A 20,732-nucleotide genomic window follows, 5' to 3' on the forward strand; every position below is an offset into this window, starting at 1 on the left:
CAGGAGGAACCAATGGCATACAACGTCGACAAGTCCGACGCGCAGTGGCGCGAGGAGCTCTCCCCGGACCAGTACGCCGTCCTCCGCCAGGCGGGGACCGAACGACCGTGGACCGGTGAACTCCTCGACGAGGAGCGTGCCGGCGTCTACACCTGTGCGGCCTGCAACGCGGAGCTGTTCAAGAGCGGCACGAAGTTCGACTCCGGCTGCGGCTGGCCGTCGTTCTACGAGTCGGTGAACCCGGACGCCGTGCAGCTGATCGAGGACAACTCCCTCGGCATGGCCCGCACCGAGGTCCGGTGCGCGAACTGCGGTTCGCACCTGGGCCACGTGTTCCCGGACGGGTTCGGCACCCCCACGGGTGACCGGTACTGCATGAACTCGATCTCGCTGAACTTCTCGGAGAAGTCGGGCGAGTGAGCCCCGGACGCCCTCACCGGTAAGATGAGCGGCGTCAGCCGGCATGGCGCAATTGGTAGCGCACCGTACTTGTAATACGGGGGTTGCGGGTTCAAGTCCCGCTGCCGGCCCCATATACTGCATGCGCAGGCCGCGACTCGTTCGCCGCCCGCACCGCCTTCAGCCCCGCCTCGAGCGGGGCTGTCGTGCGTCCGGGGCGGTGGTGCCGGTCGACCAGTTTCAGGGCCAGACGCCGGGCTGGTATGCGCACCCTTGATGTCGTCGACGAGCGCGGCGAGGACACGCGCCTGCCGCGGATCCCGTTCCTCCACCGTCCGCGAGCGCACCCAGACGAACGCCAGGAGATCGGCGACCTGCAGCATGCGTGAGTGGTGACTCGGCGCGAAGTGAACGGTGTCGAGCAACCGTTCGAGCCGGGTCTGCATGTACGTTCCGGGAGTCCCGTAGGCCTGGTACACCGCGAAGCGCTCACGGTGCCGGTCTCGATCCGACCGTTCGTCCGCGATGACGAGCGCGTGCACACCCATCTCACCGGCCTTCCCGTCGACCCGCTGCAGGAGGTGCTGGAAGGCCACCTGTTCCGGCGAGTGCCGATCACGGAAGCCCCGCGCGTCCTGGTACCGACGCAACCGCCCGGGGCGGCACCCTCGGAGCAGCACGGTTGCTCCGGAAGTCACGACGGCTTCGACCACGTCGAGGAACACCTTCACGCGCACGCGTGGCGGGACGGCGCTCCAAGCGCCTTTCCCGTGGAAGATCGGATGAGCGTGGATCTCGGCCTGCGCCTCGACGCCGTACTCCTCGAGCGCCGCGACGATCTCGTGCATGCGATGCGTGAGCCAGCGGGTCTGTGCCGCGTCCGCCATCACGGCGCCGAAGCCGTAGAGGTCCGGCTTGAAGGATTCGTCGACGAAGCAGAGCAGCACGGTGGAATACTGCCGTACAGAAGGGGTGGAGGGGGTGCGACGCACTGCCCTTGATGAAGCGATGCCCCGGGCGAAGTCTCGCCCGGGGCATCGGCACACGGAACGCGGATCAGGGGGCGTTCCGGGCGCTGGACGCGGTAACCAGCCGGTCGTGCGACGAGGATGACACCTCACCGACCCGCGCGTCCACACCCTGACCCCACATCCGCGGAAATCCGCACGATGTGCACGAACGCGCAGGGGTCCTGTCCGCTCAGCGTCCGCCAGCTCGGCACCCGCCGGCTCAGCACCCGCCGGCTCAGCGCCCGCCGGTGATCTTCCGCTCCCGCTGCGCGACGCCGGCCGCGCCGTAGGGGTAGTCGTCGATGCGGGGAGCGCTGGCGTCGGTCAGCCGGTCGAGCTCGTCGTCGGTGAGCACCAGGTCCGCGGCACCGAGGTTGTCCTCGAGCTGCGACAGGGTGCGGACACCGAGGATCACGCTCGTGACCGCGGGGCGGGCCAGCAGCCAGGCGAGCGCGACCTGCGACTTCGACGCGTCGTGGGCGTCGGCCACCTCGGAGACGGCGTCGAGCACCTCCCACGTGCGCTCGTCACCGTTGCGGGCTTCCCACGCCTCCATGCCGCGCTGCGGGTTCTCGCCCAGGCGGGTGGCACCGGTCGGGGCCTCGTCGCGCTGGTACTTGCCGGAGAGCCAGCCGCCGGCCAGCGGCGACCAGGGCAGCAGACCGATGCCGGCGTCGAGGCAGGCGGGCACGACCTCGTGCTCGATGTCGCGGACGAGCAGGTTGTACTGCGGCTGCAGGGTGACGGGCGGTGCCCAGCCGTGCGACTTCGCCTCGTAGACGGCCTTGGTGACCTGGTAGCCGAGGTAGTTCGAGAACCCGTAGGAGCCGATCTTGCCGGCGGACACGGCGTCGTCGAGGAACCGCAGGGTCTCGTCGATGGGGGTCAGGGCGTCCCACGCGTGCATCTGGTACAGGTCGATGTGGTCGACCCCGAGCCGCTCGAGCGAGGCGTCGAGGGCCACGCGCAGGTGTCGTCGGGACAGGCCGAGGTCGTTCGGGCCGTCGCCCTGCGGGAACCGACCCTTGGTGGCGAGGACGACCTGCGCGGCCTCGGTGGGGTGTGCTGCGAGCCAGCGGCCGATGATCCGCTCGGACTCGTTGCCGGAGTAGACGTCCGCCGTGTCGACGAGCGTGCCACCGGCGGCCACGAAGGCGTCGAGGATGGCGTGTGAGGTGGGTTCGTCGGCTTCGCTGCCGAACGTCATGGTGCCGAGGGTCAGCGTCGACACCGATGTCCCGCTGTTGCCGAGGAGTCTGTAGTCCATGGCGGGGACGGTACGCCCGGTGCCGTCCGACCGAGGGGACCCACGAGTACCCCTCAGCGCGGGGCGGACAGGAACCGCAGTGCCGCTTCGCGGAACGGCCGCGACGTCGGGGCGTTGAAGTGGTTGCGCCCCGGGATCTCGAAGAAGGTGGCGTCCGGCGCGGCCTCGGCGAGCCGGACCGCGCTGTCGCGGATGCCGTCCTCGCTGCCCGCGGCGATCAGGAGCGGCTGCGCCGGGGCGTTCTCCGGGGTCGGCTCGATGCTGTTCCGCATCCCCTCGACCATGGCCACGAGCGCGCCGAGGTCGTTGCCCTCGACGTTGCCCGCCATCGTGAGGTAGCCGTTCGTGACGCGGTCCTCGATGGGGGTGCCGTCGGCGATGTACGCCTTCGCCTGGTCGACGCGGACGCGACGCATCGGGTCGGCGTCCGGGATCCCGCCGAACACCGCACGTGAGATCCGGCCGGGCAGCCGTTCGGCGGTGTGCCAGCCGACCCGTGCGCCGAGCGAGTACCCGAGGAACGCGACGTCGTCGAGCAGGTACGTGTCGATGACCGTGGTGACGTCGGCGACGAGCAGGTCCATCGAGTACGCACCCGGGTCGTGCGGCTTCGCGCTCGCGCCGTGCCCGCGCTGGTCGAGTGCCACGACCCGGTAGCCGGCACGGACCAGGTGGCGTGTCCAGCCCGAGGCGTGCCAGTTCAGCACCGCACCGGAGGCGAAGCCGTGCACCGCGATCACGGCCGGGGCGTCGGGGTCGCCGAAGTCGTAGGTCGCGAGTCGCAGCCCGTCGGGCGACATCACGAACCGGGGGCGGGGCGCTTCGGGGACGAGTGACATGTCCTCTCAAGCGTATCGGGGCAGTGTGGTGGCCATGGACGGCTACGGCGGCGATCAGATCCGGGCGGCGGAACGCCCCCACCTCGACGCGGGGGAACCCCTGATGCAACGGGCCGCCGACGGGCTCGCGCGCATCGTGGGCGACCTGCTGGACGACCCGGCCGTGCGGCCGGTCGACGGGCCGGGATCCGTCCTCGTGCTCGCCGGCAGCGGCGACAACGGCGGTGACGCCCTGTTCGCGGGCGCGCGCCTGGCAGCGGCCGGGAGGCACGTGGCGGTCCTGCGCGTCGGCTCCCGTGTCCACGAGGCCGGCCTGGCAGCGGCGCTGGACGCTGGCGCGCGTCTGCTGGACGGCCCGTCCGGCGCCTCGGGACCGAACGCGGGCGGGGCGGCGGACATCCTGCGGGCCGCCGGCCGGAGCGACGGCGAACGCCTGGCGGACGTCGCGACCGAGGCGGCACTCGAGGCCGACCTGGTGCTCGACGGCATCCTCGGCATCGGGGTGCACGGCGCGAACGCGCTGCGGTCCCCCGCGCGGGAGGTCGTGGACGCCATCCGTGAGCTCGCCCGCGACCAGCGTGCGCCGTTCGTGGTCGCGGTGGACGTGCCGAGCGGCATCGACGTGGACACCGGCGGCGTCGCGGACGAGCACGTCCTGCACGCCGACGTCACCGTCACCTTCGGCGGTGTGAAGGCCGGCCTGTTGACCGGACCCGCCGCCACCCTCGCCGGCCGGATCGAACTCGTCGACGTCGGGATCGGTGCGGATCTGGCGACGACGGAGCCGCTGATCCGCACCTGACCCCTCGCCCGTCAGTGCTGCTCGAACGTCAGTGGTGCTCGTACAGCACGGGCTCCGGCAGACCGTGCTCGGCGCGGACGCTGCGTGCGATGCCCTCGATCGCGACCAGGGCGTCGACCACGAGCTCCGGCGTCACCGGGAACGGCATGTTGTGGATGGTCTCGCCCTCCACCGTCGCGGCCTCGGCCACGGCGCGCAGCACGTCACGGTCGTCCACCGTCAGGCCGATCTCGGTCAGGGTGTTCGGCAGGCCGACCTTCGTGGTGAAGACGACGAAGTCCTCGATCTCCTCGGCCGGGGCGCCCTCGAGCACCAGCTGCGCGATCGTCCCGATGTTCACCTTCTGCCCGTGCGCCAGGCCGTGTGCCTGCGGAGCCGCGGTCAGCCCGTTGTGGATCGCGTGGGCGGCGGCGAGCCCGCCGGACTCGAACCCCAGGCCGGACAGCAGCGTGTTCGCCTCGACGACCTTCTCGAGCGCCGGGGTGACGACCTTGGCCTTGACGGCCTCGATGGCCTGCAGGGCGTTCTCGTGCAGGAGCTTCCACGACAGCTCGGCGAGCGCGACGCCGGTCTGGGTCTGCAGGCCGCCGGCCATGGTGTCGGCGTTGGCGCGCTTCGCGGCACGGGCCTCGACCCAGGTCGCCAGCGCGTCACCGATGCCCGCGACCAGGAACTGCACCGGCGCGTTGGCGACGAGCCTGGTGTCGATGAGCACCAGGTCCGGGTTGTGCGGGAAGAAGCGGTACTCGATGAACTCGCCCTCGGCGGTGTAGATGACGGCGAGCGCCGAGGTCGGGGCGTCGGTGGACGCAGCCGTCGGCACGCTGGCCCACCGGATGCCGGCGAGGTGCCCGGCGGCCTTCGCGGCGTCGATCGCGGAGCCACCGCCGAGCCCCACGATGACGTCGGCGTCCTTCGCGCGGATCTGCTCGACGAGCTCGTCGACGGCTTCTGGGGTGGCGAAGCGGCCGAACCCGACACGCTCCACGGCCAGGTCGGCGGACCGGAAGCTCTCGGAGACGGCGGTCTCGACGATGCCCCAGACCACGTCGTCGGCGACGATCAGGGGCCGCTTGCCGATCGGGGCGATGAACTCGCCGACGCGGGTGATCGCGTCATTGCCCTGGACGTAGCGGGCGGGGCTCATCACGGTGCTGATGGGAGTGGCCATCGTGCGGTTCCTTCCGGTTGTACGACAGGTGTACGACAGGTGTCGGGGTGGCCGACGCCGCCGACGGTACGCGCGGCCGCTGATCGAGAGGTGCTGATCGGTAGGTTCGGGATCATGACGTTCAACGACGACTCCCAACTCCGGGGCGGCAAGGTCAAGCGGCGGGGTCGCACCACGGCGATCGGCGGAGGCGCCGTGGGCGTCGGCGCCATCGTGGTGTTCCTGATCGCGCAATTCACCGGCTTCGACCTGAGCGGGATCGTCGGCGGCGGCAACGGCCTGACGACGATCCAGCAGGAGGGCGAGTCCGTCGACGCCGCCCCCGAGTGCCGGACCGGGCGCGACGCCAACCTGCGCGTCGAGTGCCGGATGGAGGGCGCGGCCGAGTCGCTCGACACCTACTGGACGTCCGAGGCGCGGTCGCTCGGCATCTCGTACACGTCACCGGAGTTCTTCCTGTTCCAGGACTCCACCGACACCTCGTGCGGGCAGGCATCGGCCGCGACCGGCCCGTTCTACTGCCCACCGGACCGTGCGGTCTTCCTGGACACCGCGTTCTACGACGACCTTCAGTCGCAGTACGGCTCGTCCGGCGGTCCGCTCGCGCAGATGTACGTCGTCGCGCACGAGTGGGGGCACCACATCCAGCAGCTGCAGGGGTCGTTCGCGAACACCGACCGCTCCGGCACGGGGGCGTCGTCGGGCAGTGTCCGCGTCGAGCTGCAGGCGGACTGCTACGCCGGGGCCTGGGTCGGCGACGCCGCCACGACGAAGGACGCGAACGGCGAGACCTTCTTCGAACCGATCACCCGCTCCCAGATCACCGACGCCCTGTCGGCGGCGAGCGCCGTGGGCGACGACAGCATCCAGGAGCGCGCGACCGGCCGCGTCGACCCGGACTCGTTCACGCACGGGTCGAGCGAGCAGCGACAGCGCTGGTTCCTGCGGGGCTACCAGCAGGGCGCGACGAGCTGCGACACCCTGAGCATCCCGGGTTCGGCCCTGTAGCCGCACCGTCGAACCACGGGAGGCTCGGTGCCAGCTGGCACCGGGCCTCCCGTCCGTGGGCAGCGCGTCAGCGCTCGTCCGAACGTCAGCGCTTGGTCGGCGTGGGCGACGGGGTCGCGCTCGGCGTGGGCGTCGGGGTGGCGTCGGTCGCCCCGGCGGCCGTCACCACGAAGGTGCGGAAGTCGTCGTTCGTGACAGGGGAGGTCAGCTCGTAGCGCTGCCCGTTCACGAGCACGAGCGGCGTGCCGGGGAACTCCTTCAGCGTCGACCCGGGGATCGTGCCGTCGGACACCGCCGTCGTCTGCTCGTCCACCCACTTGGCGTAGTCCTGGTCGGCGATGCAGCTCCGGACGGCGCTGCGTTCCTGCAGCCCCTGCACGCCCGTGACGACGTCGGTGAGCTCCGCGTCGGTCAGACCCGGGGTGCCCTCGTCCGGCTGCTTCGCGAAGAGCGCCTGGTTCACCGCGTAGAACTGGTTCGGGGAGTGCTCGGCGACGCAGGCGGCGGCGTTCGCGGCGCGGAGGGAGTACTTCGTGCCCTGCGAGCGGTTCGACAGGACCGCGACCGGGTGGATGTCGACCGTGGCCGCACCGGAGTCGACGAGGTCCTTGATGTAGTCGCCGTTCGCCTGCTCGAACTGGCCGCAGCCCGGGCAGAGGTAGTCGACGTACAGGGTGATCCGGACGGTGCCGGCGCCGTCGGTCGCGGCGCTGCTCGGCGACGCGGAAGCCGATCCGGACCCGGACGCCGCGACGGGCTTCAGACCCTGCCCGATGGTGATGCCGCCCTGCGACATGGTCGACGGGCCGGGGCCCGCGGGCTTCACGGAGTCGACCAGCACGAGCGTGACGATCGTCGCGGCGGCGAGGAGCACGACCCCGAGCCCGATCTGCAGGCCGAGCCGGACACCACGCTGGCGTCGCTTCTGCTGGGTCCGGGCACGCTGGGCTCGCTGGCGGGCGGCTTCACGGCGCTCGTTCCGCGCGGCGCGGGCGGCACCCTCGGGGCGGTTGTTCATCGGTGCGTCGTCCTCCTGATCGGTGTCCGCTCGGCGTTCCCCTGCTCGGCGGACGGACCCGGCGATTGTAGTGGGGCGCTCTGGGAAGCCGCCGACCAAGGGGGAAAACACTGGCGCACCCGGGTGAACTCGTGTTGTATGAACCTCGACAGTCGACGGCGACTGTCCGGGGCCCGTACGGGCACACCGCTTCACTCGGATCGTCCGGCACGTACCTGCCGGTGAAGGAAGGACCGAACGCTCATGGCGTCCGTCACCTATGACAAGGCAACCCGTCTCTACCCCGGAGGCAACCGTCCCGCGGTCGACTCCCTCGACCTGGACGTCGCCGACGGCGAGTTCCTCGTCCTCGTCGGCCCCTCGGGCTGCGGCAAGTCCACCTCGCTCCGCATGCTGGCCGGCCTCGAAGAGGTCAACTCCGGTCAGATCCGCATCGGTGACCGCGACGTCACGGACGTCCCGCCGAAGGACCGCGACATCGCGATGGTGTTCCAGAACTACGCGCTGTACCCGCACATGACCGTCGCCGAGAACATGGGCTTCGCGCTCAAGATCGCCGGCGTCGGCAAGGAAGAGCGCGCCACCCGCGTGCAGGAAGCCGCCAAGCTCCTCGACCTCGAGGACTACCTGGGCCGCAAGCCGAAGGCGCTCTCCGGTGGTCAGCGTCAGCGCGTCGCGATGGGCCGTGCGATCGTCCGTCAGCCGCAGGTGTTCCTCATGGACGAGCCGCTGTCGAACCTCGACGCCAAGCTCCGCGTCCAGACCCGCACGCAGATCGCGTCGCTGCAGCGTCGTCTCGGCGTCACCACGGTCTACGTCACGCACGACCAGACCGAGGCCCTCACCATGGGTGACCGCATCGCGGTGCTCAAGGACGGCATCCTGCAGCAGGTCGGCACCCCGCGCGACCTGTACGAGAAGCCGAACAACGTGTTCGTCGCCGGCTTCATCGGTTCGCCGGCCATGAACCTGCTGCCCGCCGACGTCATCGAGGGCGGTATCAAGTTCGGCACGCTCAACCACGCGATCGACCGCGACACCCTGTCGAACGCCCGTGCCGCACAGATCACGGTCGGCATCCGCCCCGAGGACGTCATCGTGTCGCAGTCCGGCGAGGGCCTGCCCGTCACGGTCGACGTCGTCGAGGAGCTCGGCGCCGACGGTTACCTCTACGGTCACGCGGACGTGAACGGCCAGCGCGCCGACATCGTCGCCCGTGTCGACGGTCGTGCGCACCCGTCGATCGGTGACACGATCGTCATCACGCCGAAGCAGGGCCACGTCCACGCCTTCGACACCGAGTCGGGCGACCGCCTCGACGACAAGGCCGTCGTCAGCGCGTAACCAGCGCACTCCCCCGAGAGCCCGCGCCTGCCTCACAAGGGCGGACGCGGGCTCTCGGCTGTCCCCGACACCAGAGGAACCACCGTGCCCGACTCGATGTCCATCACTGCCGCCACCGTCGACCCCGGCCTGCTCGACCTGCCGTGGGACCTGCCGCTCGCCGACTGGCCCGACGACACGATCGTCGCGCTGCCGAAGGGCATCTCGCGGCACCTCGTGCGGTTCGTGCACCTGAGCGGGTACGTCGCCGCGGTGAAGGAGACCGGCGAAGAGGTCGCCCGGTCCGAGTACGAGATGCTCCGGACCCTGCAGCGCATGGACGTGCCGTGCGTGGACCCGGTCGCGGTCATCACGAACCGCGTCGACGCCGACGGTGAACCACTGCACCCCGTGCTCGTGACCCGCCACCTGCGGTTCTCCCTGCCCTACCGCGCGCTCTACTCGCAGACGCTGCGCCCCGAGACCGCCACCCGTCTGGTCGACGCCCTCGCGCTGCTGCTCGTCCGCCTGCACGTCATCGGTTTCTACTGGGGCGACGTGTCCCTGTCGAACACGCTGTTCCGTCGCGACGCCGGCGCCTTCGCCGCGTACCTGGTCGACGCCGAGACCGGCAAGCTCTACCCCGGCGGGCTGTCGAACGGCCAGCGTGAGAACGACCTCGAGGTCGCCCGCGTGAACATCGCCGGCGAGCTGCTCGACCTCGAGGCCGGCGGACGGCTCGACGAGAACGCCGACCCCGTGGACGTGTCGAACCGCATCGTCGCCCAGTACCGGACGCTCTGGACCGAGCTCACCGGCACCGAGCAGTTCGACATCAAGGAACGCTGGCGCATCAACGACCGCGTCGAGCGCCTGAACGAGCTCGGCTTCGACATCGAAGAACTGTCGATCCACACGACCGAGGGCGGCTCGCAGGTCCGGATCCAGCCGAAGGTCGTCGACGCCGGGCACCACCAGCGCCGACTGCTGCGCCTCACCGGGCTCGACGCCGGCGAGAACCAGGCCCGGCGCCTGCTCAACGACCTCGACTCGTACCGTGCCCGCAACGGCCGTGACGAACTCGACGAGGAGATGGTGGCGCACGAGTGGGTCTCACGGGTCTTCGAGCCCGTCGTCCGCTCGATCCCCCGTGACCTGCGCGGTCGGCTCGAACCCGCCGAGGTGTTCCACGAGCTGCTCGAGCACCGCTGGTTCATGTCCCAGCAAGAGGAGCGTTCCGTCTCCCTGCCCGAGGCCACGACCGCCTACATCAACGACGTGCTCCGACACCGTCGCGACGAGCGCCTGCTCATCAACCCGCCGACCTCGTCGATCACCGTGCCGATCCCGGTGCTGGACGACGACGACGCCGACGAGTCCGACGACGTCGACGACTGGCGCGCCACGGTCTGACGCGGTCCCCGCTCGGTCACGACACCCCGCCGGGTGGGCGCCGACCGGTCGCAGACCGTCGTCTGCGGCGTCGCGCAGCGACGACTCGTGACCACACGGCGGGCACCAGCCGACGTGTCCTGACCGTTCGGGGGTCGGCAACGCGACCGCCTGGAGGCCCGGCGCGGGTCCCGGAGACCGGCGCCGGGCCTCCAGGCCGTTACACCCAGCCCGGCCAGCACCGTGAGCAGGAATGGTCGCCTCCCGCTCGGGGAGGCGACCATTCCGTCGTACGAAGCGCTGCGGCTACGCGGTGCGACGGCGCCGCGCGACCTCCCACAGGGTGACGCTCGCGGCGATGCCGGCGTTCAGGGACTCGGTGGCGCTCGAGATCGGGATCGACACGATGGCGTCGCAGGTCTCGGTGACCAGGCGCGACAGGCCCTTGCCCTCGGAGCCGACGACGATCACGATCGGACGGTCGGCGAGCTCGAGACCGTCGAGCTCCACGTCACCGTCGCCGTCCAGGCCGAGGACGAACAGGCCCATCGACTTGAGCGACTTCAGGGTCTGCGTGAGGTTCGGGGCCATCGCGACGGGGGTGCGTGCCGCGGCACCGGCCGAGGTCTTCCACGCCGACGCAGTCACGCCGACCGAACGACGCTGCGGCACGATGACACCGTGTCCGCCGAACGCCGCGGTCGAGCGGATGATCGCGCCGAGGTTGCGGGGGTCCGTGATGCCGTCGAGTGCGACGAGCAGCGGGACCTGGTCACGCGAGAACGCCTGCTCGACGATGTCCTCGGACACGGCGTACTGGTACGCCGGCACCTTGAGGGCGACGCCCTGGTGCACGCTGTCGTGTCCGGTGATGCGGTCGAGCTCGGGACGCATGAGCTCGATGATCGGCACACCGCGGTGGTTGGCGAGCGCGAGGATCTCCTTCACGCGGTCGTCGACCTCGATGCGCGACGCGATGTAGAGCGTCGATGACGGGGTCTTCGTGCGCAGGGCCTCGAGCACGGAGTTGCGCCCGGTCACCAGCTCGGAGTCGTCGGTCTTGCGTGCCGGCGGACGGCCCGTGCGACCCTGCGGGGTGCTCGAGGAACCGTGCCGACCCTTGGCCGCCTCGAAGCGGTCCTTCGCGGCCTTGCGCTTGCCGGCCGGGTGGTACGGGCGGTCCTCGGCCTTCGGGGTCGGCTTGCGACCCTCGAGCGCCTGGGCGCCCTGTCCGCCGGAACCGACCTGCTTGTTGCCCTTGCGACCGGTGCGGACGGCGCCGGGCCGACCCTTCTTGCTTCCCGAGACGTTCTTCATGCGTAGCTCCTGTTCGGCACTGCCGTGTTCAGGCGATGCTCCAGCGTGTTCCGGACGGCGTGTCCTCGATCGTGATGCCCGCGGCGGCGAGGTCGTCGCGCACGCGGTCGGCCGCGGTGAAGTCCCGTGCTGCCCTGGCGTCCGCGCGCTCCTGCACGAGGCGTTCGACGAGGGCGGCGAGCGGGCCTGCCGAGGTGTCGTGGCCGCCGCCCGACCAGTGGGCGGCTCGCGGGTCGATGCCGAGCACCTCCACCATCGCAGCCACCTGATGGTACGCGGTCCCGAGCGTTTCCGCATCGTCGGCGTCCAGGGCAGCGTTGCCGGTGCGCACGGTCTCGTGCAGCACGGCCAGGGCCTGGGGCACGGAGAGGTCGTCGTCCATGGCCGCTGCGAACGCGTCGGGCACGGCCGGGGCGTCGGCGAGGTGGACGCCCTCGAGCCGGGTCTCGGCGCGCTCGAGGAACCCGGCGATGCGGTCGTACGCCGCCTCGGCCTCGGCCAGGGAACCCTCGTGGTGGTCGATCGACGAGCGGTAGTGCGCGGCACCGAGGAAGTACCGCACGACGGCGGGACGAGCGGCGCCGAGGAAGTCCGCCGCGAAGATCGAGTTGCCGAGCGACTTCGACATCTTCTGCCCCTCGACCGTCACGAGGCCGTTGTGCAGCCAGTACGACGCGAACGGGTCCCCGGCGGCCGTGGACTGCGCGAGCTCGTTCTCGTGGTGCGGGAAACGCAGGTCGAGCCCGCCGCCGTGGATGTCGAACGCGGGGCCGAGGTACCGGCGCGACATCGCCGAGCACTCGATGTGCCAGCCCGGGCGACCGGCGCCCCACGGGGAGTCCCAGCTGGCCGTCGACGGTTCGCCGGGCTTCGCGCCCTTCCAGAGCGCGAAGTCGCGGGCGTCGCGCTTGCCACGCGGGTCGGCGTCGGAGGCCTCGACCATGTCCTCGCGCCGCTGCCGGGTGAGCACCCCGTAGTCGGCCCAGCTACCGGTGTCGAAGTAGACGTCGCCGGATCCGTCGTCCGCGGCGTAGGCGTGCCCACGGTCGATGAGGCGCTGGATGATCTCGTGCATCTGCGGCACGCTCGCGGTGGCACGGGGCTCGTACGTCGGGGGCAGGATGCCGAGGGCGTTGTACGCGGCGGTGAACTCGAGCTCGACCCGGTAGGCGCGGGCGAACCACTCCTCGTCGGTGCCCGCTGCCAGGTCGAGCACCTTGTCGTCGATGTCGGTGACGTTGCGCACCAGGGTGACCCGGTACCCGCGGTGGGTGAGCCACCGGCGCCAGACGTCGTAGACGAGCGCGGACCGCAGGTGCCCGATGTGCGGCGACGACTGCACCGTCGGACCACAGACGTAGACGCTCACGTGTCCGTCGACCAGGGGCACGAGGTCGACGACGGCTGCGGCGCGGGAGTCGTAGAGGCGAACGGTCACGCCCCAACCCTAATCTGCGCGGGGCCGCGGGTTCAGGAGGGACGCACGAGTGCGGTGGCGATCGCCGCGAGCCCCTCGCCACGGCCGGTGAACCCGAGTCCGTCGGTCGTGGTGCCGGACACCGCCACGGGTGCGCCGACGACGGCGGACAGGGCGTCCTGCATCTCGTCACGGCGGCGGCCGATACGCGGCCGGTTGCCGATGACCTGCACGGTGACGGACACCGGCACGAGCCCGGCGTCGGCGAGCAACGCGACCGCGCCGCGCACGAACACGTCGCCCGTGGCGCCGGCGTACTGCGGGTCAGCGGTGCCGAAGCGTCCGCCGATGTCGCCGAGGCCCCCGGCGGAGAGCAGGGCGTCGCACACCGCGTGCGCCACCGGGTCACCGTCGCTGTGCCCGGAGAGGCCGGGTTCGCCGGGGAAGTCGAGCAGCCCGACGCGGCAGGGCGAGGCGTCGTCGAAGGCGTGCACGTCGACCCCGAGCCCGAGTCGGACCGCGACGGCGCCGTCCCCCGCGCCCGCGCCCGCCCCGGACCGCGAACGCACGATCGACTCGGCCCGGCCGAGGTCCCACGGCGTCGTGATCTTGAACGCGTCGGCGTCGCCCGGCACGAACCGGACGGTGCCCCCGACGGCCTGGAACACCCCGGCGTCGTCCGTCTCGGACTGCGACGACACCGCGTAGGCCCGCCGCAGCGCCGCGAGCGGGAAGCCCTGCGGGGTCTGCACCCCGACGAGCGCCGCACGGTCGACGGTCTCGACGACGACGTCACCGTCGACCCGCTTGACCGTGTCCGTGACGGGGAGCGCCGGCACGACGCCCGCACCGTCACCGGCGGCGACCGCGTCGAACACCCGCGAGAACTGCGCCGCGGGCGTGAGGCACCGCGCCGCGTCGTGCACGAGCACCGTGGTGACGGAGTCCGGCAGGACGGCCAGGCCGGCCTCGACCGAACCGTGGCGATCCGTGCCTCCGGCGACGACGGCCGTGTACGCGACCGCAGCACCCGCGACCGAACCGACCACCTGCCGGCACTCGTCCAGGTGCGACGCGGGTGCGACCACGACGACGAGCGTCGGTGACGGCAGCGCGAACAGGGGTTCGAGCGCCCGCGCGAGCATCAGCGCACCGGCCACGGGCACGAACGCCTTCGCGGTCCCGATGCCGAGCCGGGTGCCGGAGCCGGCCGCAACGACGACGACCGCCCGGTCCACCCCCTCGGGGAACCGTGCGGTCGTCGTTCGTGCTGTCGTGTTCAGTGCGCTGTCGTCAGGCTCAGGAAGCCAGGACCTCGTCGAGGACGGTCGATGCCTTGTCCTCGTCGGTCTTCTCGGCCAGCGCGAGCTCGGAGATGAGGATCTGCCGGGCCTTGGCCAGCATCCGCTTCTCACCCGCGGAGAGCCCGCGGTCCTGATCGCGCCGCCAGAGGTCGCGGACGACCTCGGACACCTTGATGACGTCACCGGAAGCGAGCTTCTCGAGGTTCGCCTTGTAGCGGCGTGACCAGTTGGTGGGCTCTTCCGTGAACGGCGCCCGGAGGACCTCGAACACCTTGTCGAGTCCTTCCTTGCCGATCACGTCGCGGACGCCGACCAGGTCGACGTTGTCCGCCGGGACCTCGATCGTCAGGTCACCCTGCGTCACCCGCAGTTTCAGGTAGACCTTTTCCTCGCCCTTGATGACGCGAGTCTTGACTTCAGAGATGGTTGCCGCCCCGTGATGGGGGTAGACGACGGTCTCGCCGACCTCGAATTGCATGTATCAGGCTCCGTTCCCAGACATCCAGTTTACCACAAGGGCCGTTCCGGTAAGGGGACCCTCAACGCTCACCCCTCCCGGTGATCGCTAGGATGGGCGCGGGGACCGCCCGGTCTCCATCGTGACTTACGGAGGAATCTCTTGCGACCTCGGGTACTCGTGTCCGTCGCCGTTGCGGCAACCATCGCGCTCGGCGCCACCGGGTGCGAGTTCATGTCGCCGGCCCACACCGTCGACATCAAGCAGATCACCGACGGCGTGGACGTCTCGACCGGCAAGGTCGACGTGCGGAACGCCCTCCTGATCTCGGACGACGGTGAGAGCGCCCGCTTCATCGGCACGCTGGTGAACAACGACGACCAGGACGACTACACCGTCTCGATCGAGATCGGCGGCGACACCCAGACCGTCGACGTGCCGGCCAACACCCACGTCGACCTCGCCATGGCCGCGGGTGCGGGCAGCGACGACGAGTCGAGCGTGCAAGAGGGCGACACCACGCAGGGCACCACCGCCGGTGACGCCGAACCGATCGTGTTCGACAACGCGGACGCGAAGCCCGGTTCGCTCGTGAAGGTCTACTTCAGCTACCCCGACGCCGAGGGCACCTCGGCCAACGTGCCGGTGCTGACGAGCTCGCAGGAGGAGTACCAGACCCTGGCGCCGAGCCCCACGCCGACGCCCACCTCGACCTCGCCCTCCGAGAGCGGCTCGAAGCCGACCGGCGAAGCCGTCCCGGGCACCCAGCCGAACGACTCGCAGACGGACTCGTCCGAAGGCGACAACGGCACCAACTGACGCCGGCCGGCGCGGCTGACACCGCGCACGGATCGTCCGCACCGGAGGCCCGGTGCGAGTCCCAGGGACTCGCACCGGGCCTCCTGTGCGTGTGTCTCAGGCCTCGATGCGGTACCCGAGACCGCGGACCGTCACCAGGATCTCGGGGGTCGACGGGACCCGCTCGATCTTCGAGCGGATGCGCTTGATGTGCACGTCGAGGGTCTTGGTGTCACCGAAGTAGTCGGAACCCCACACCCGGTCGATGAGCTGCCCGCGGGTCAGCACTCGGCCGGCGTTGCGGAGCAGCAGCTCGAGGAGCTCGAACTCCTTGAGCGGCATCGGGGTCTCGGACCCGTCGACCGACACCGTGTGCCGCTCGACGTCCATCCGGATGCCGCCGACCTGCAGGATGCCGCTGTCCGCCGGGTCGTCCTCGGTGCGGCGACGGAGCACGGCACGGATCCGGGCCAGGAGCTCCCGGGTCGAGTACGGCTTCGTCACGTAGTCGTCGGCGCCGAGCTCGAGCCCGACGACGATGTCCACCTCCGAGTCCTTCGCGGTCAGCATGATGATCGGCGCGTTCGACCGGGTCCGGATCTGCCGGCACACCTCGGTGCCGCTCAGGCCCGGCAGCATGAGGTCGAGGAGCACCAGGTCGGGGTTCTCCGCGTCGAACTTCGACAGCGCGGTCACGCCGTCGGCAGCGACGGAGGTCTCGTACCCCTCACGCTGCAGCAGGAACTCCAGGGGCTCGCTCAGGGCCGGCTCGTCGTCGACGATGAGGATCTTGGTCACGATGGCTGCTCTTCCAGTTGCTCTTCGAGTGCTGTGGTCAGTTCGGGATCTGCCTCGGGCAGACGGATGGTGAAGGTCGAGCCCTTGCCGGGCTGCGACCAGACGCGCACGTCACCACCGTGGTTGCTGACGACGTGCTTGACGATCGCGAGCCCGAGGCCGGTGCCCCCGGTGGCGCGCGACCGTGCGGGATCGACACGGTAGAACCGTTCGAAGACGCGGTCGAGGTCGGCCTCGGGGATGCCGACGCCCTGGTCGGTGATGGCGATCTCGACGAAGCCCTTCGACGACCGGACGCCCACGCCCACGCGGGTGTTGTCCGGCGAGTACTTCACCGCGTTGGCGATGAGGTTCGACACCGCGACCTGCAGCAGCCCCCGGTCGCCCATCACCCGCAGCTTCGACTTCTTGGCGCGGATGATCTCGATCGAGCGGGCGCGGGCGACGACCTCGTTCGCGTCGATCGCGGCCTGCACGATCTTGTCGATGCCGGTCTCCTCGCTGTTCTCGAGCGCGTCGACGGACTGCAGCCGGGACAGCTCGATGATGTCCTTCGTCAGCGCTCCGAGCCGCTCGGACTCGGTGATGAGCTGCGCGGCGAACTTCTTCACGTGCACGGGGTCGTCGGCGGCGAGGACGAGGGTCTCGGACAGCAGGCCGATGGCGCCGATCGGCGTCTTCAGCTCGTGCGAGATGTTGGCGACGAAGTCGCGGCGGACCTCGTCGATGCGCCGGCTCTCGGTCAGGTCGTCCGCCGTGAGCAGGACGTACCGGTTGCCGAGCTGGGCGGCACGGAAGCTGAGGTAGCCGATGAGCTCCCCGTGGCGACCACGCGGCAGCTCGAGGTCCTCCGACCCCATCTCCCCGCTCTTGCGCACCCGGTCGATGAGCTCGAGCAGTTCGTGGTGCACCAGGCGTCGGCGCACGACGAGCCCCGCCGTGAGGGCCTGGGGGGATGCCGCGACGACGGTGTTCGACGGGTCGATGACGACCGCCGGGTTGTGCATCGTCGCGATGACCGCTGCGACGCCGTCCGGCAGGGTCCGCTCCGCCACGTCGGCAGCACGTGCCGTCCGCTCGGCGGTGATGATCAGCACCACGACGCCCGCGCCGAAGACCCCGCCGAGGAGCATCGACAGTGGCACGAGCCACGCGTTGTCCATGCCGCCAGTGTAGGGATGGTCATGCGGGGTTCCGGTACCGTTCACCGTCTGCGGAAGGCCAGAACGCGAAGCGTTCAGCCCCGCGTCACCGTTCGTTCACCTGGGCTGACGACACTCGTCCGGTACGCAGAGAGAGGTACTCCCCCATGCGCGAAGTCTTCCAGCAGGAACTCCAGGACGTCCAGGAGCGACTGACCGAGATCGCCGGGCTCGTCGAGTCCGCCATCACCCGAGCCACGCAGGCCTTCAGCGACTCCGACGTCGCCCTCGCCGAAGAGGTGATCGCCGACGACGAGAAGATCGACCTCGCTGCGAACAGCCTCGACGAGATCGCGATCGACATCCTCGCCCGCCAGGCCCCGGTCGCCCGCGACCTGCGCGTCGTCGTCACCGCCCTGCGCGTCAGCTCCTCGCTCGAGCGCATGGGCGACATGGCCGAGCACATCGCGCAGCTCGCCCGCCAGCGCTTCCCCGAGAAGGTCGTGCCGAAGGGCCTGCGCAGCACCTTCAAGGAGATGGGCCGGCACGACGTCGCGATGGCGCAGAAGCTCACGCGGCTGCTCGCCACCGAGGACATCGCGCTGTCGGCCGAGATCCGCGACGAGGACGACGCCGTCGACGAGCTGCACGCCAGCGTCTTCGACTTCGTGCTCGGCGAGGCCTGGAAGGGCGGGCCGATCGACACCGTCGACGCCACCCTGGCCTCCCGCTACCACGAGCGCTTCGCCGACCACGCGGTCTCGATCGCCAAGAAGGTCGAGTACCTGGCGACCGGCGACTGGACCGGCGCGTCCACCTCGACCGCGGCGGTCTGACCCGGCCCGATCGGTCTGACCCGACCCGATCGGTCTGACCCGGCCCGATCGGTCTGCGAGGATCGTGGCATGGCCCAGGTCGCGATCATCGTCAACGGCATGCCCGGTTCCGGCAAGAGCAGCATCGGCACGGCACTCGCCGAGGTGCTCGGGTGCCCGTTCCTGTCGAAGGACCGCATCAAGGAGCCCCTCGCCGACGTCGTCGGCCCGATGATCGCCTCGCGGCCGCTCGGCGGCATCGCGATGGACACGATGTGGTCCATGGCGCGGGCCGTCGAGAACGGGGTCGTCCTCGACGCCGTCTGGCTGCCGTCGCGTGACCGCGACCTCCTGGAGGCCGGACTCGCGTCCGCCGGGTCGCCGCGCGCCGTTGAGGTGTGGTGCGACACGGACCGCGCCACCGCCGAGCAGCGGCTGCGCGACCGGTACGAGCCGGGCACCGTGCCGGTGCGGCACGAGGTGCACGGAGACCTGGCCGACGTGCTGGCCTTCTGGGACGAGCACGGCGACGACGCCCGGCCCGTCGGACTGCCCGGCGTCCCGGTGATCCGGGTCGACACGACGAAGCCCTACGACGTCGGCGCCCTGGTGCAGGAGATCGCGTCGCACTTCGTCTGACCAGCCACGGCTCGTCGAGCCGACCACGCTGCCGAAGCGACAGGTCGTCGACGGGGCGATCCGTTCCTCCTGGCAGAGCGACAGGAGTCGGCGGAACGTTCGCGGCACACTGTCGCTTTCGCGAAGCCCCGCACACGCACGAACGCCCCGCCCGGACTCCGGACGGGGCGTTCGTGCGTGGGTGCTACTTCTTGGCGCCCTGCGCGGCCACGGCGGCGGCACCGGCGGCGGCGGCCTCGGGGTCCAGGTAGTACGCGGGCTTCGTCGGCGTGAACGCGTCGTCGAGCTCGTACACCAGCGGGATGCCCGTCGGGATGTTCAGGCCGGCGATGTCGTCGTCGGAGATACCGTCGAGGTGCTTCACGAGCGCACGCAGCGAGTTGCCGTGGGCCGTCACCAGCACGGTCTTGCCGGCGGCGAGGTCCTTGGTGATGTCGGACTCCCAGTACGGCAGCAGGCGGTCGATCACGAGCTTGAGCGACTCGGTGCGCGGGAGCTGGTCGCCGAGCTCGGCGTAACGACGGTCACCGAACTGCGACCACTCGGCGTCGTCGGCGATGGGGGGCGGCGGGACGTCGAACGAGCGGCGCCACTCCATGAACTGCTGCTCGCCGTACTCGGCCAGGGTCTGGGCCTTGTCCTTGCCCTGCAGGTCCCCGTAGTGGCGCTCGTTGAGGCGCCAGTCGCGCTTCACCGGCAGCCAGGCCAGGTCGGCCTGCAGCAGCGCGATGTCCGCCGTCTGGATCGCACGGGTCAGGAGCGAGGTGTACAGGACGTCGGGGACGATGCCGGACTCGGCGATGAGGTCGCCGGCACGCTTCGCCTCCTTCTCGCCCAGCTCGCTGAGCCGGACGTCGACCCAACCGGTGAACAGGTTCTTCTGGTTCCAGTCACTGTTGCCGTGACGGAGCAGGACGAGCGTGGAGGTCATGCCTCCGAGTCTACCGAGCGGTACCGGCCCCGTACCCTTGACGCATGCCCATCGGGAACGTGACGCGCGGGACGACCGGTTACAACCGGCTCCGCCGCGTCGACCGGTGGATCGCGACCCTGCCGGTGCTGCGCCGGACGGACGACCCGCTCGTCGCCGACGTCGGCTACGGAGCCTCACCGACCACCACGCTCGAACTGCGCGACCGGCTGGCGGCCGTCCGACCCGACGTCGAGGTGACCGGCATCGAGATCGAGCCCTCGCGGGTCGCGCTCGCGAACGCAGGCACCCGCGACGGCGTGACGTTCCACCTGGGTGGCTTCGAGACCCCGACGCCCGGGCAGCGCCGGCCCGCCGTCATCCGGGCGTTCAACGTGCTGCGGCAGTACGACGAGTCCGCGGTGGTCGGGTCGTGGCGGATCATGCAGGACCGGCTGCAGCCCGGCGGTGCGCTCGTCGAGGGGACCTGCAACGAGGTTGGTCGGGTCGCATCGTGGGTGACACTCGACGACGTCGCGCCGCAGACCTTCACGGTGTCGCTCCGGCTCGCCGGGCTCGATGTGCCCTCGATCGTCGCCGAGCGGCTGCCCAAGGCCCTGATCCACCGCAACGTGCCCGGGGAGCGGGTGCACGCGTTCCTGCGCGACCTCGACCTGTCGTGGGCGGTCGCGGCTCCGCTCGGCACGTACGGGCCCCGGCAGCGGTGGATCGCCACGGTGCGCGGGATGCGTGACCGCGGCTGGCCGGTGCTGCACGGGGTGACGCGCTGGCGGCTCGGTGAGCTCAGCGTCCCGTGGGCGGCCGTCGAGCCCGCCTGACGCTGCGACGCAAGACACCGGTGTTCGCGCCCCGAACACCCGCAAACCGCGGTGCGACCGGCAAACA

General features: G+C 70.7%; 20 protein-coding genes, 1 tRNA gene and 1 pseudogene. 10 read left to right on the forward strand and 12 right to left on the reverse strand.

The window, feature by feature from the left end:
• Positions 1 to 12: 12 nt before the first annotated feature.
• The gene (msrB, locus tag DEJ29_RS15970) at positions 13 to 420 is read left to right on the forward strand and encodes a peptide-methionine (R)-S-oxide reductase MsrB (RefSeq protein WP_027466599.1); all 408 of its coding nucleotides are present in this window, start codon (positions 13 to 15) and stop codon (positions 418 to 420) included.
• 37 nt (positions 421 to 457) lie between these two features.
• Positions 458 to 533 (forward strand) — tRNA-Thr (locus DEJ29_RS15975).
• A 279-nt stretch (positions 534 to 812) separates the two neighbouring features.
• Here the strand turns inward: DEJ29_RS15975 and DEJ29_RS18380 are convergent.
• From DEJ29_RS18380 to DEJ29_RS15990, 3 genes and pseudogenes are all read right to left on the reverse strand, one after another.
• Positions 813 to 1,286, reverse strand: a pseudogene (locus DEJ29_RS18380) (hypothetical protein); the annotation flags it as partial.
• A gap of 358 nt (positions 1,287 to 1,644) precedes the next feature.
• Positions 1,645 to 2,676 carry an aldo/keto reductase gene (locus DEJ29_RS15985; protein ID WP_111095638.1) on the reverse strand — a complete coding sequence of 344 codons (1,032 nt, stop codon included), beginning with the start codon at positions 2,674 to 2,676 and terminating at the stop codon, positions 1,645 to 1,647.
• Positions 2,677 to 2,729: 53 nt separating this feature from the next.
• A complete protein-coding gene (locus DEJ29_RS15990; protein WP_110863109.1) occupies positions 2,730 to 3,515 on the reverse strand; it encodes an alpha/beta fold hydrolase in 786 nt (261 codons plus the stop codon).
• Between DEJ29_RS15990 and DEJ29_RS15995 the strand changes: the two genes are divergently transcribed.
• The gene (locus DEJ29_RS15995; protein ID WP_258375998.1) at positions 3,514 to 4,317 is read left to right on the forward strand and encodes an NAD(P)H-hydrate epimerase; all 804 of its coding nucleotides are present in this window, start codon (positions 3,514 to 3,516) and stop codon (positions 4,315 to 4,317) included. The genes DEJ29_RS15990 and DEJ29_RS15995 overlap by 2 nt on opposite strands.
• A gap of 28 nt (positions 4,318 to 4,345) precedes the next feature.
• Here DEJ29_RS15995 and DEJ29_RS16000 read toward each other — a convergent pair whose 3' ends face one another.
• Positions 4,346 to 5,488 carry a glycerol dehydrogenase gene (locus tag DEJ29_RS16000; RefSeq protein WP_111095637.1) on the reverse strand — a complete coding sequence of 381 codons (1,143 nt, stop codon included), beginning with the start codon at positions 5,486 to 5,488 and terminating at the stop codon, positions 4,346 to 4,348.
• Positions 5,489 to 5,602: 114 nt separating this feature from the next.
• On the opposite strand from DEJ29_RS16000, the gene ypfJ reads away from it, so the two are divergent.
• Positions 5,603 to 6,496: a KPN_02809 family neutral zinc metallopeptidase gene (ypfJ, locus tag DEJ29_RS16005; protein ID WP_111095643.1), complete on the forward strand. Its 894-nt coding sequence runs from the start codon at positions 5,603 to 5,605 to the stop codon at positions 6,494 to 6,496.
• Between the two features lie 85 nt (positions 6,497 to 6,581).
• Here ypfJ and DEJ29_RS16010 read toward each other — a convergent pair whose 3' ends face one another.
• The gene (locus tag DEJ29_RS16010) at positions 6,582 to 7,514 is read right to left on the reverse strand and encodes a DsbA family protein (RefSeq protein ID WP_111095636.1); all 933 of its coding nucleotides are present in this window, start codon (positions 7,512 to 7,514) and stop codon (positions 6,582 to 6,584) included.
• Positions 7,515 to 7,757: 243 nt separating this feature from the next.
• Between DEJ29_RS16010 and DEJ29_RS16015 the strand changes: the two genes are divergently transcribed.
• Together DEJ29_RS16015 and DEJ29_RS16020 are read left to right on the forward strand one after the other, a co-directional pair.
• Positions 7,758 to 8,858, forward strand: coding sequence for an ABC transporter ATP-binding protein (locus DEJ29_RS16015; protein ID WP_071244017.1), 1,101 nt, complete (start codon positions 7,758 to 7,760; stop codon positions 8,856 to 8,858).
• A 96-nt stretch (positions 8,859 to 8,954) separates the two neighbouring features.
• On the forward strand, positions 8,955 to 10,250 hold the full coding sequence (locus DEJ29_RS16020) for a DUF4032 domain-containing protein (RefSeq protein WP_502866881.1): 1,296 nt from the start codon (positions 8,955 to 8,957) through the stop codon (positions 10,248 to 10,250).
• A 285-nt stretch (positions 10,251 to 10,535) separates the two neighbouring features.
• On the opposite strand, the gene rlmB is transcribed toward DEJ29_RS16020, so the two are convergent.
• The 4 genes from rlmB to DEJ29_RS16040 form a co-directional block, all read right to left on the reverse strand.
• Positions 10,536 to 11,546, reverse strand: a complete 1,011-nt coding sequence (gene rlmB, locus DEJ29_RS16025) for a 23S rRNA (guanosine(2251)-2'-O)-methyltransferase RlmB (protein WP_027466607.1) — start codon at positions 11,544 to 11,546, stop codon at positions 10,536 to 10,538.
• 28 nt (positions 11,547 to 11,574) lie between these two features.
• Positions 11,575 to 12,984 (reverse strand): cysteine--tRNA ligase, encoded by a 1,410-nt coding sequence (gene cysS, locus DEJ29_RS16030; protein WP_111095635.1) that lies wholly within the window; start codon positions 12,982 to 12,984, stop codon positions 11,575 to 11,577.
• A gap of 32 nt (positions 12,985 to 13,016) precedes the next feature.
• Positions 13,017 to 14,201, reverse strand: a complete 1,185-nt coding sequence (gene ispD / locus DEJ29_RS16035; protein WP_111095634.1) for a 2-C-methyl-D-erythritol 4-phosphate cytidylyltransferase — start codon at positions 14,199 to 14,201, stop codon at positions 13,017 to 13,019.
• Positions 14,202 to 14,262: 61 nt separating this feature from the next.
• Entirely contained in the window at positions 14,263 to 14,745 is a 483-nt protein-coding gene (locus DEJ29_RS16040; protein WP_017888066.1) for a CarD family transcriptional regulator, read from the reverse strand.
• A gap of 141 nt (positions 14,746 to 14,886) precedes the next feature.
• On the opposite strand from DEJ29_RS16040, the gene DEJ29_RS16045 reads away from it, so the two are divergent.
• Positions 14,887 to 15,543 (forward strand): hypothetical protein, encoded by a 657-nt coding sequence (locus tag DEJ29_RS16045; protein WP_146248376.1) that lies wholly within the window; start codon positions 14,887 to 14,889, stop codon positions 15,541 to 15,543.
• Positions 15,544 to 15,639: 96 nt separating this feature from the next.
• On the opposite strand, the gene DEJ29_RS16050 is transcribed toward DEJ29_RS16045, so the two are convergent.
• Both DEJ29_RS16050 and DEJ29_RS16055 read right to left on the reverse strand, forming a co-directional pair.
• Positions 15,640 to 16,320, reverse strand: coding sequence for a response regulator (locus tag DEJ29_RS16050; protein WP_027466611.1), 681 nt, complete (start codon positions 16,318 to 16,320; stop codon positions 15,640 to 15,642).
• Entirely contained in the window at positions 16,317 to 17,483 is a 1,167-nt protein-coding gene (locus tag DEJ29_RS16055; RefSeq protein ID WP_071404724.1) for a sensor histidine kinase, read from the reverse strand. Before DEJ29_RS16055 ends, DEJ29_RS16050 begins: the two co-directional genes overlap by 4 nt.
• Positions 17,484 to 17,629: 146 nt before the next feature.
• Between DEJ29_RS16055 and phoU the strand changes: the two genes are divergently transcribed.
• Both phoU and DEJ29_RS16065 read left to right on the forward strand, forming a co-directional pair.
• Entirely contained in the window at positions 17,630 to 18,298 is a 669-nt protein-coding gene (gene phoU, locus DEJ29_RS16060; protein ID WP_027466613.1) for a phosphate signaling complex protein PhoU, read from the forward strand.
• 69 nt (positions 18,299 to 18,367) lie between these two features.
• Positions 18,368 to 18,916, forward strand: coding sequence for a P-loop nucleotide/nucleoside kinase family protein (locus tag DEJ29_RS16065; protein ID WP_035809234.1), 549 nt, complete (start codon positions 18,368 to 18,370; stop codon positions 18,914 to 18,916).
• A gap of 184 nt (positions 18,917 to 19,100) precedes the next feature.
• Here the strand turns inward: DEJ29_RS16065 and DEJ29_RS16070 are convergent, their stop codons facing one another.
• On the reverse strand, positions 19,101 to 19,847 hold the full coding sequence (locus DEJ29_RS16070) for a phosphoglyceromutase (protein WP_111095632.1): 747 nt from the start codon (positions 19,845 to 19,847) through the stop codon (positions 19,101 to 19,103).
• Positions 19,848 to 19,891: 44 nt separating this feature from the next.
• Between DEJ29_RS16070 and DEJ29_RS16075 the strand changes: the two genes are divergently transcribed.
• Positions 19,892 to 20,665 (forward strand): class I SAM-dependent methyltransferase, encoded by a 774-nt coding sequence (locus tag DEJ29_RS16075; protein ID WP_111095631.1) that lies wholly within the window; start codon positions 19,892 to 19,894, stop codon positions 20,663 to 20,665.
• The last annotated feature ends 67 nt before the right edge of the window (positions 20,666 to 20,732 follow it).

This window comes from Curtobacterium sp. MCPF17_021, assembly GCF_003234605.2.
Classification (GTDB): domain Bacteria; phylum Actinomycetota; class Actinomycetes; order Actinomycetales; family Microbacteriaceae; genus Curtobacterium; species Curtobacterium flaccumfaciens.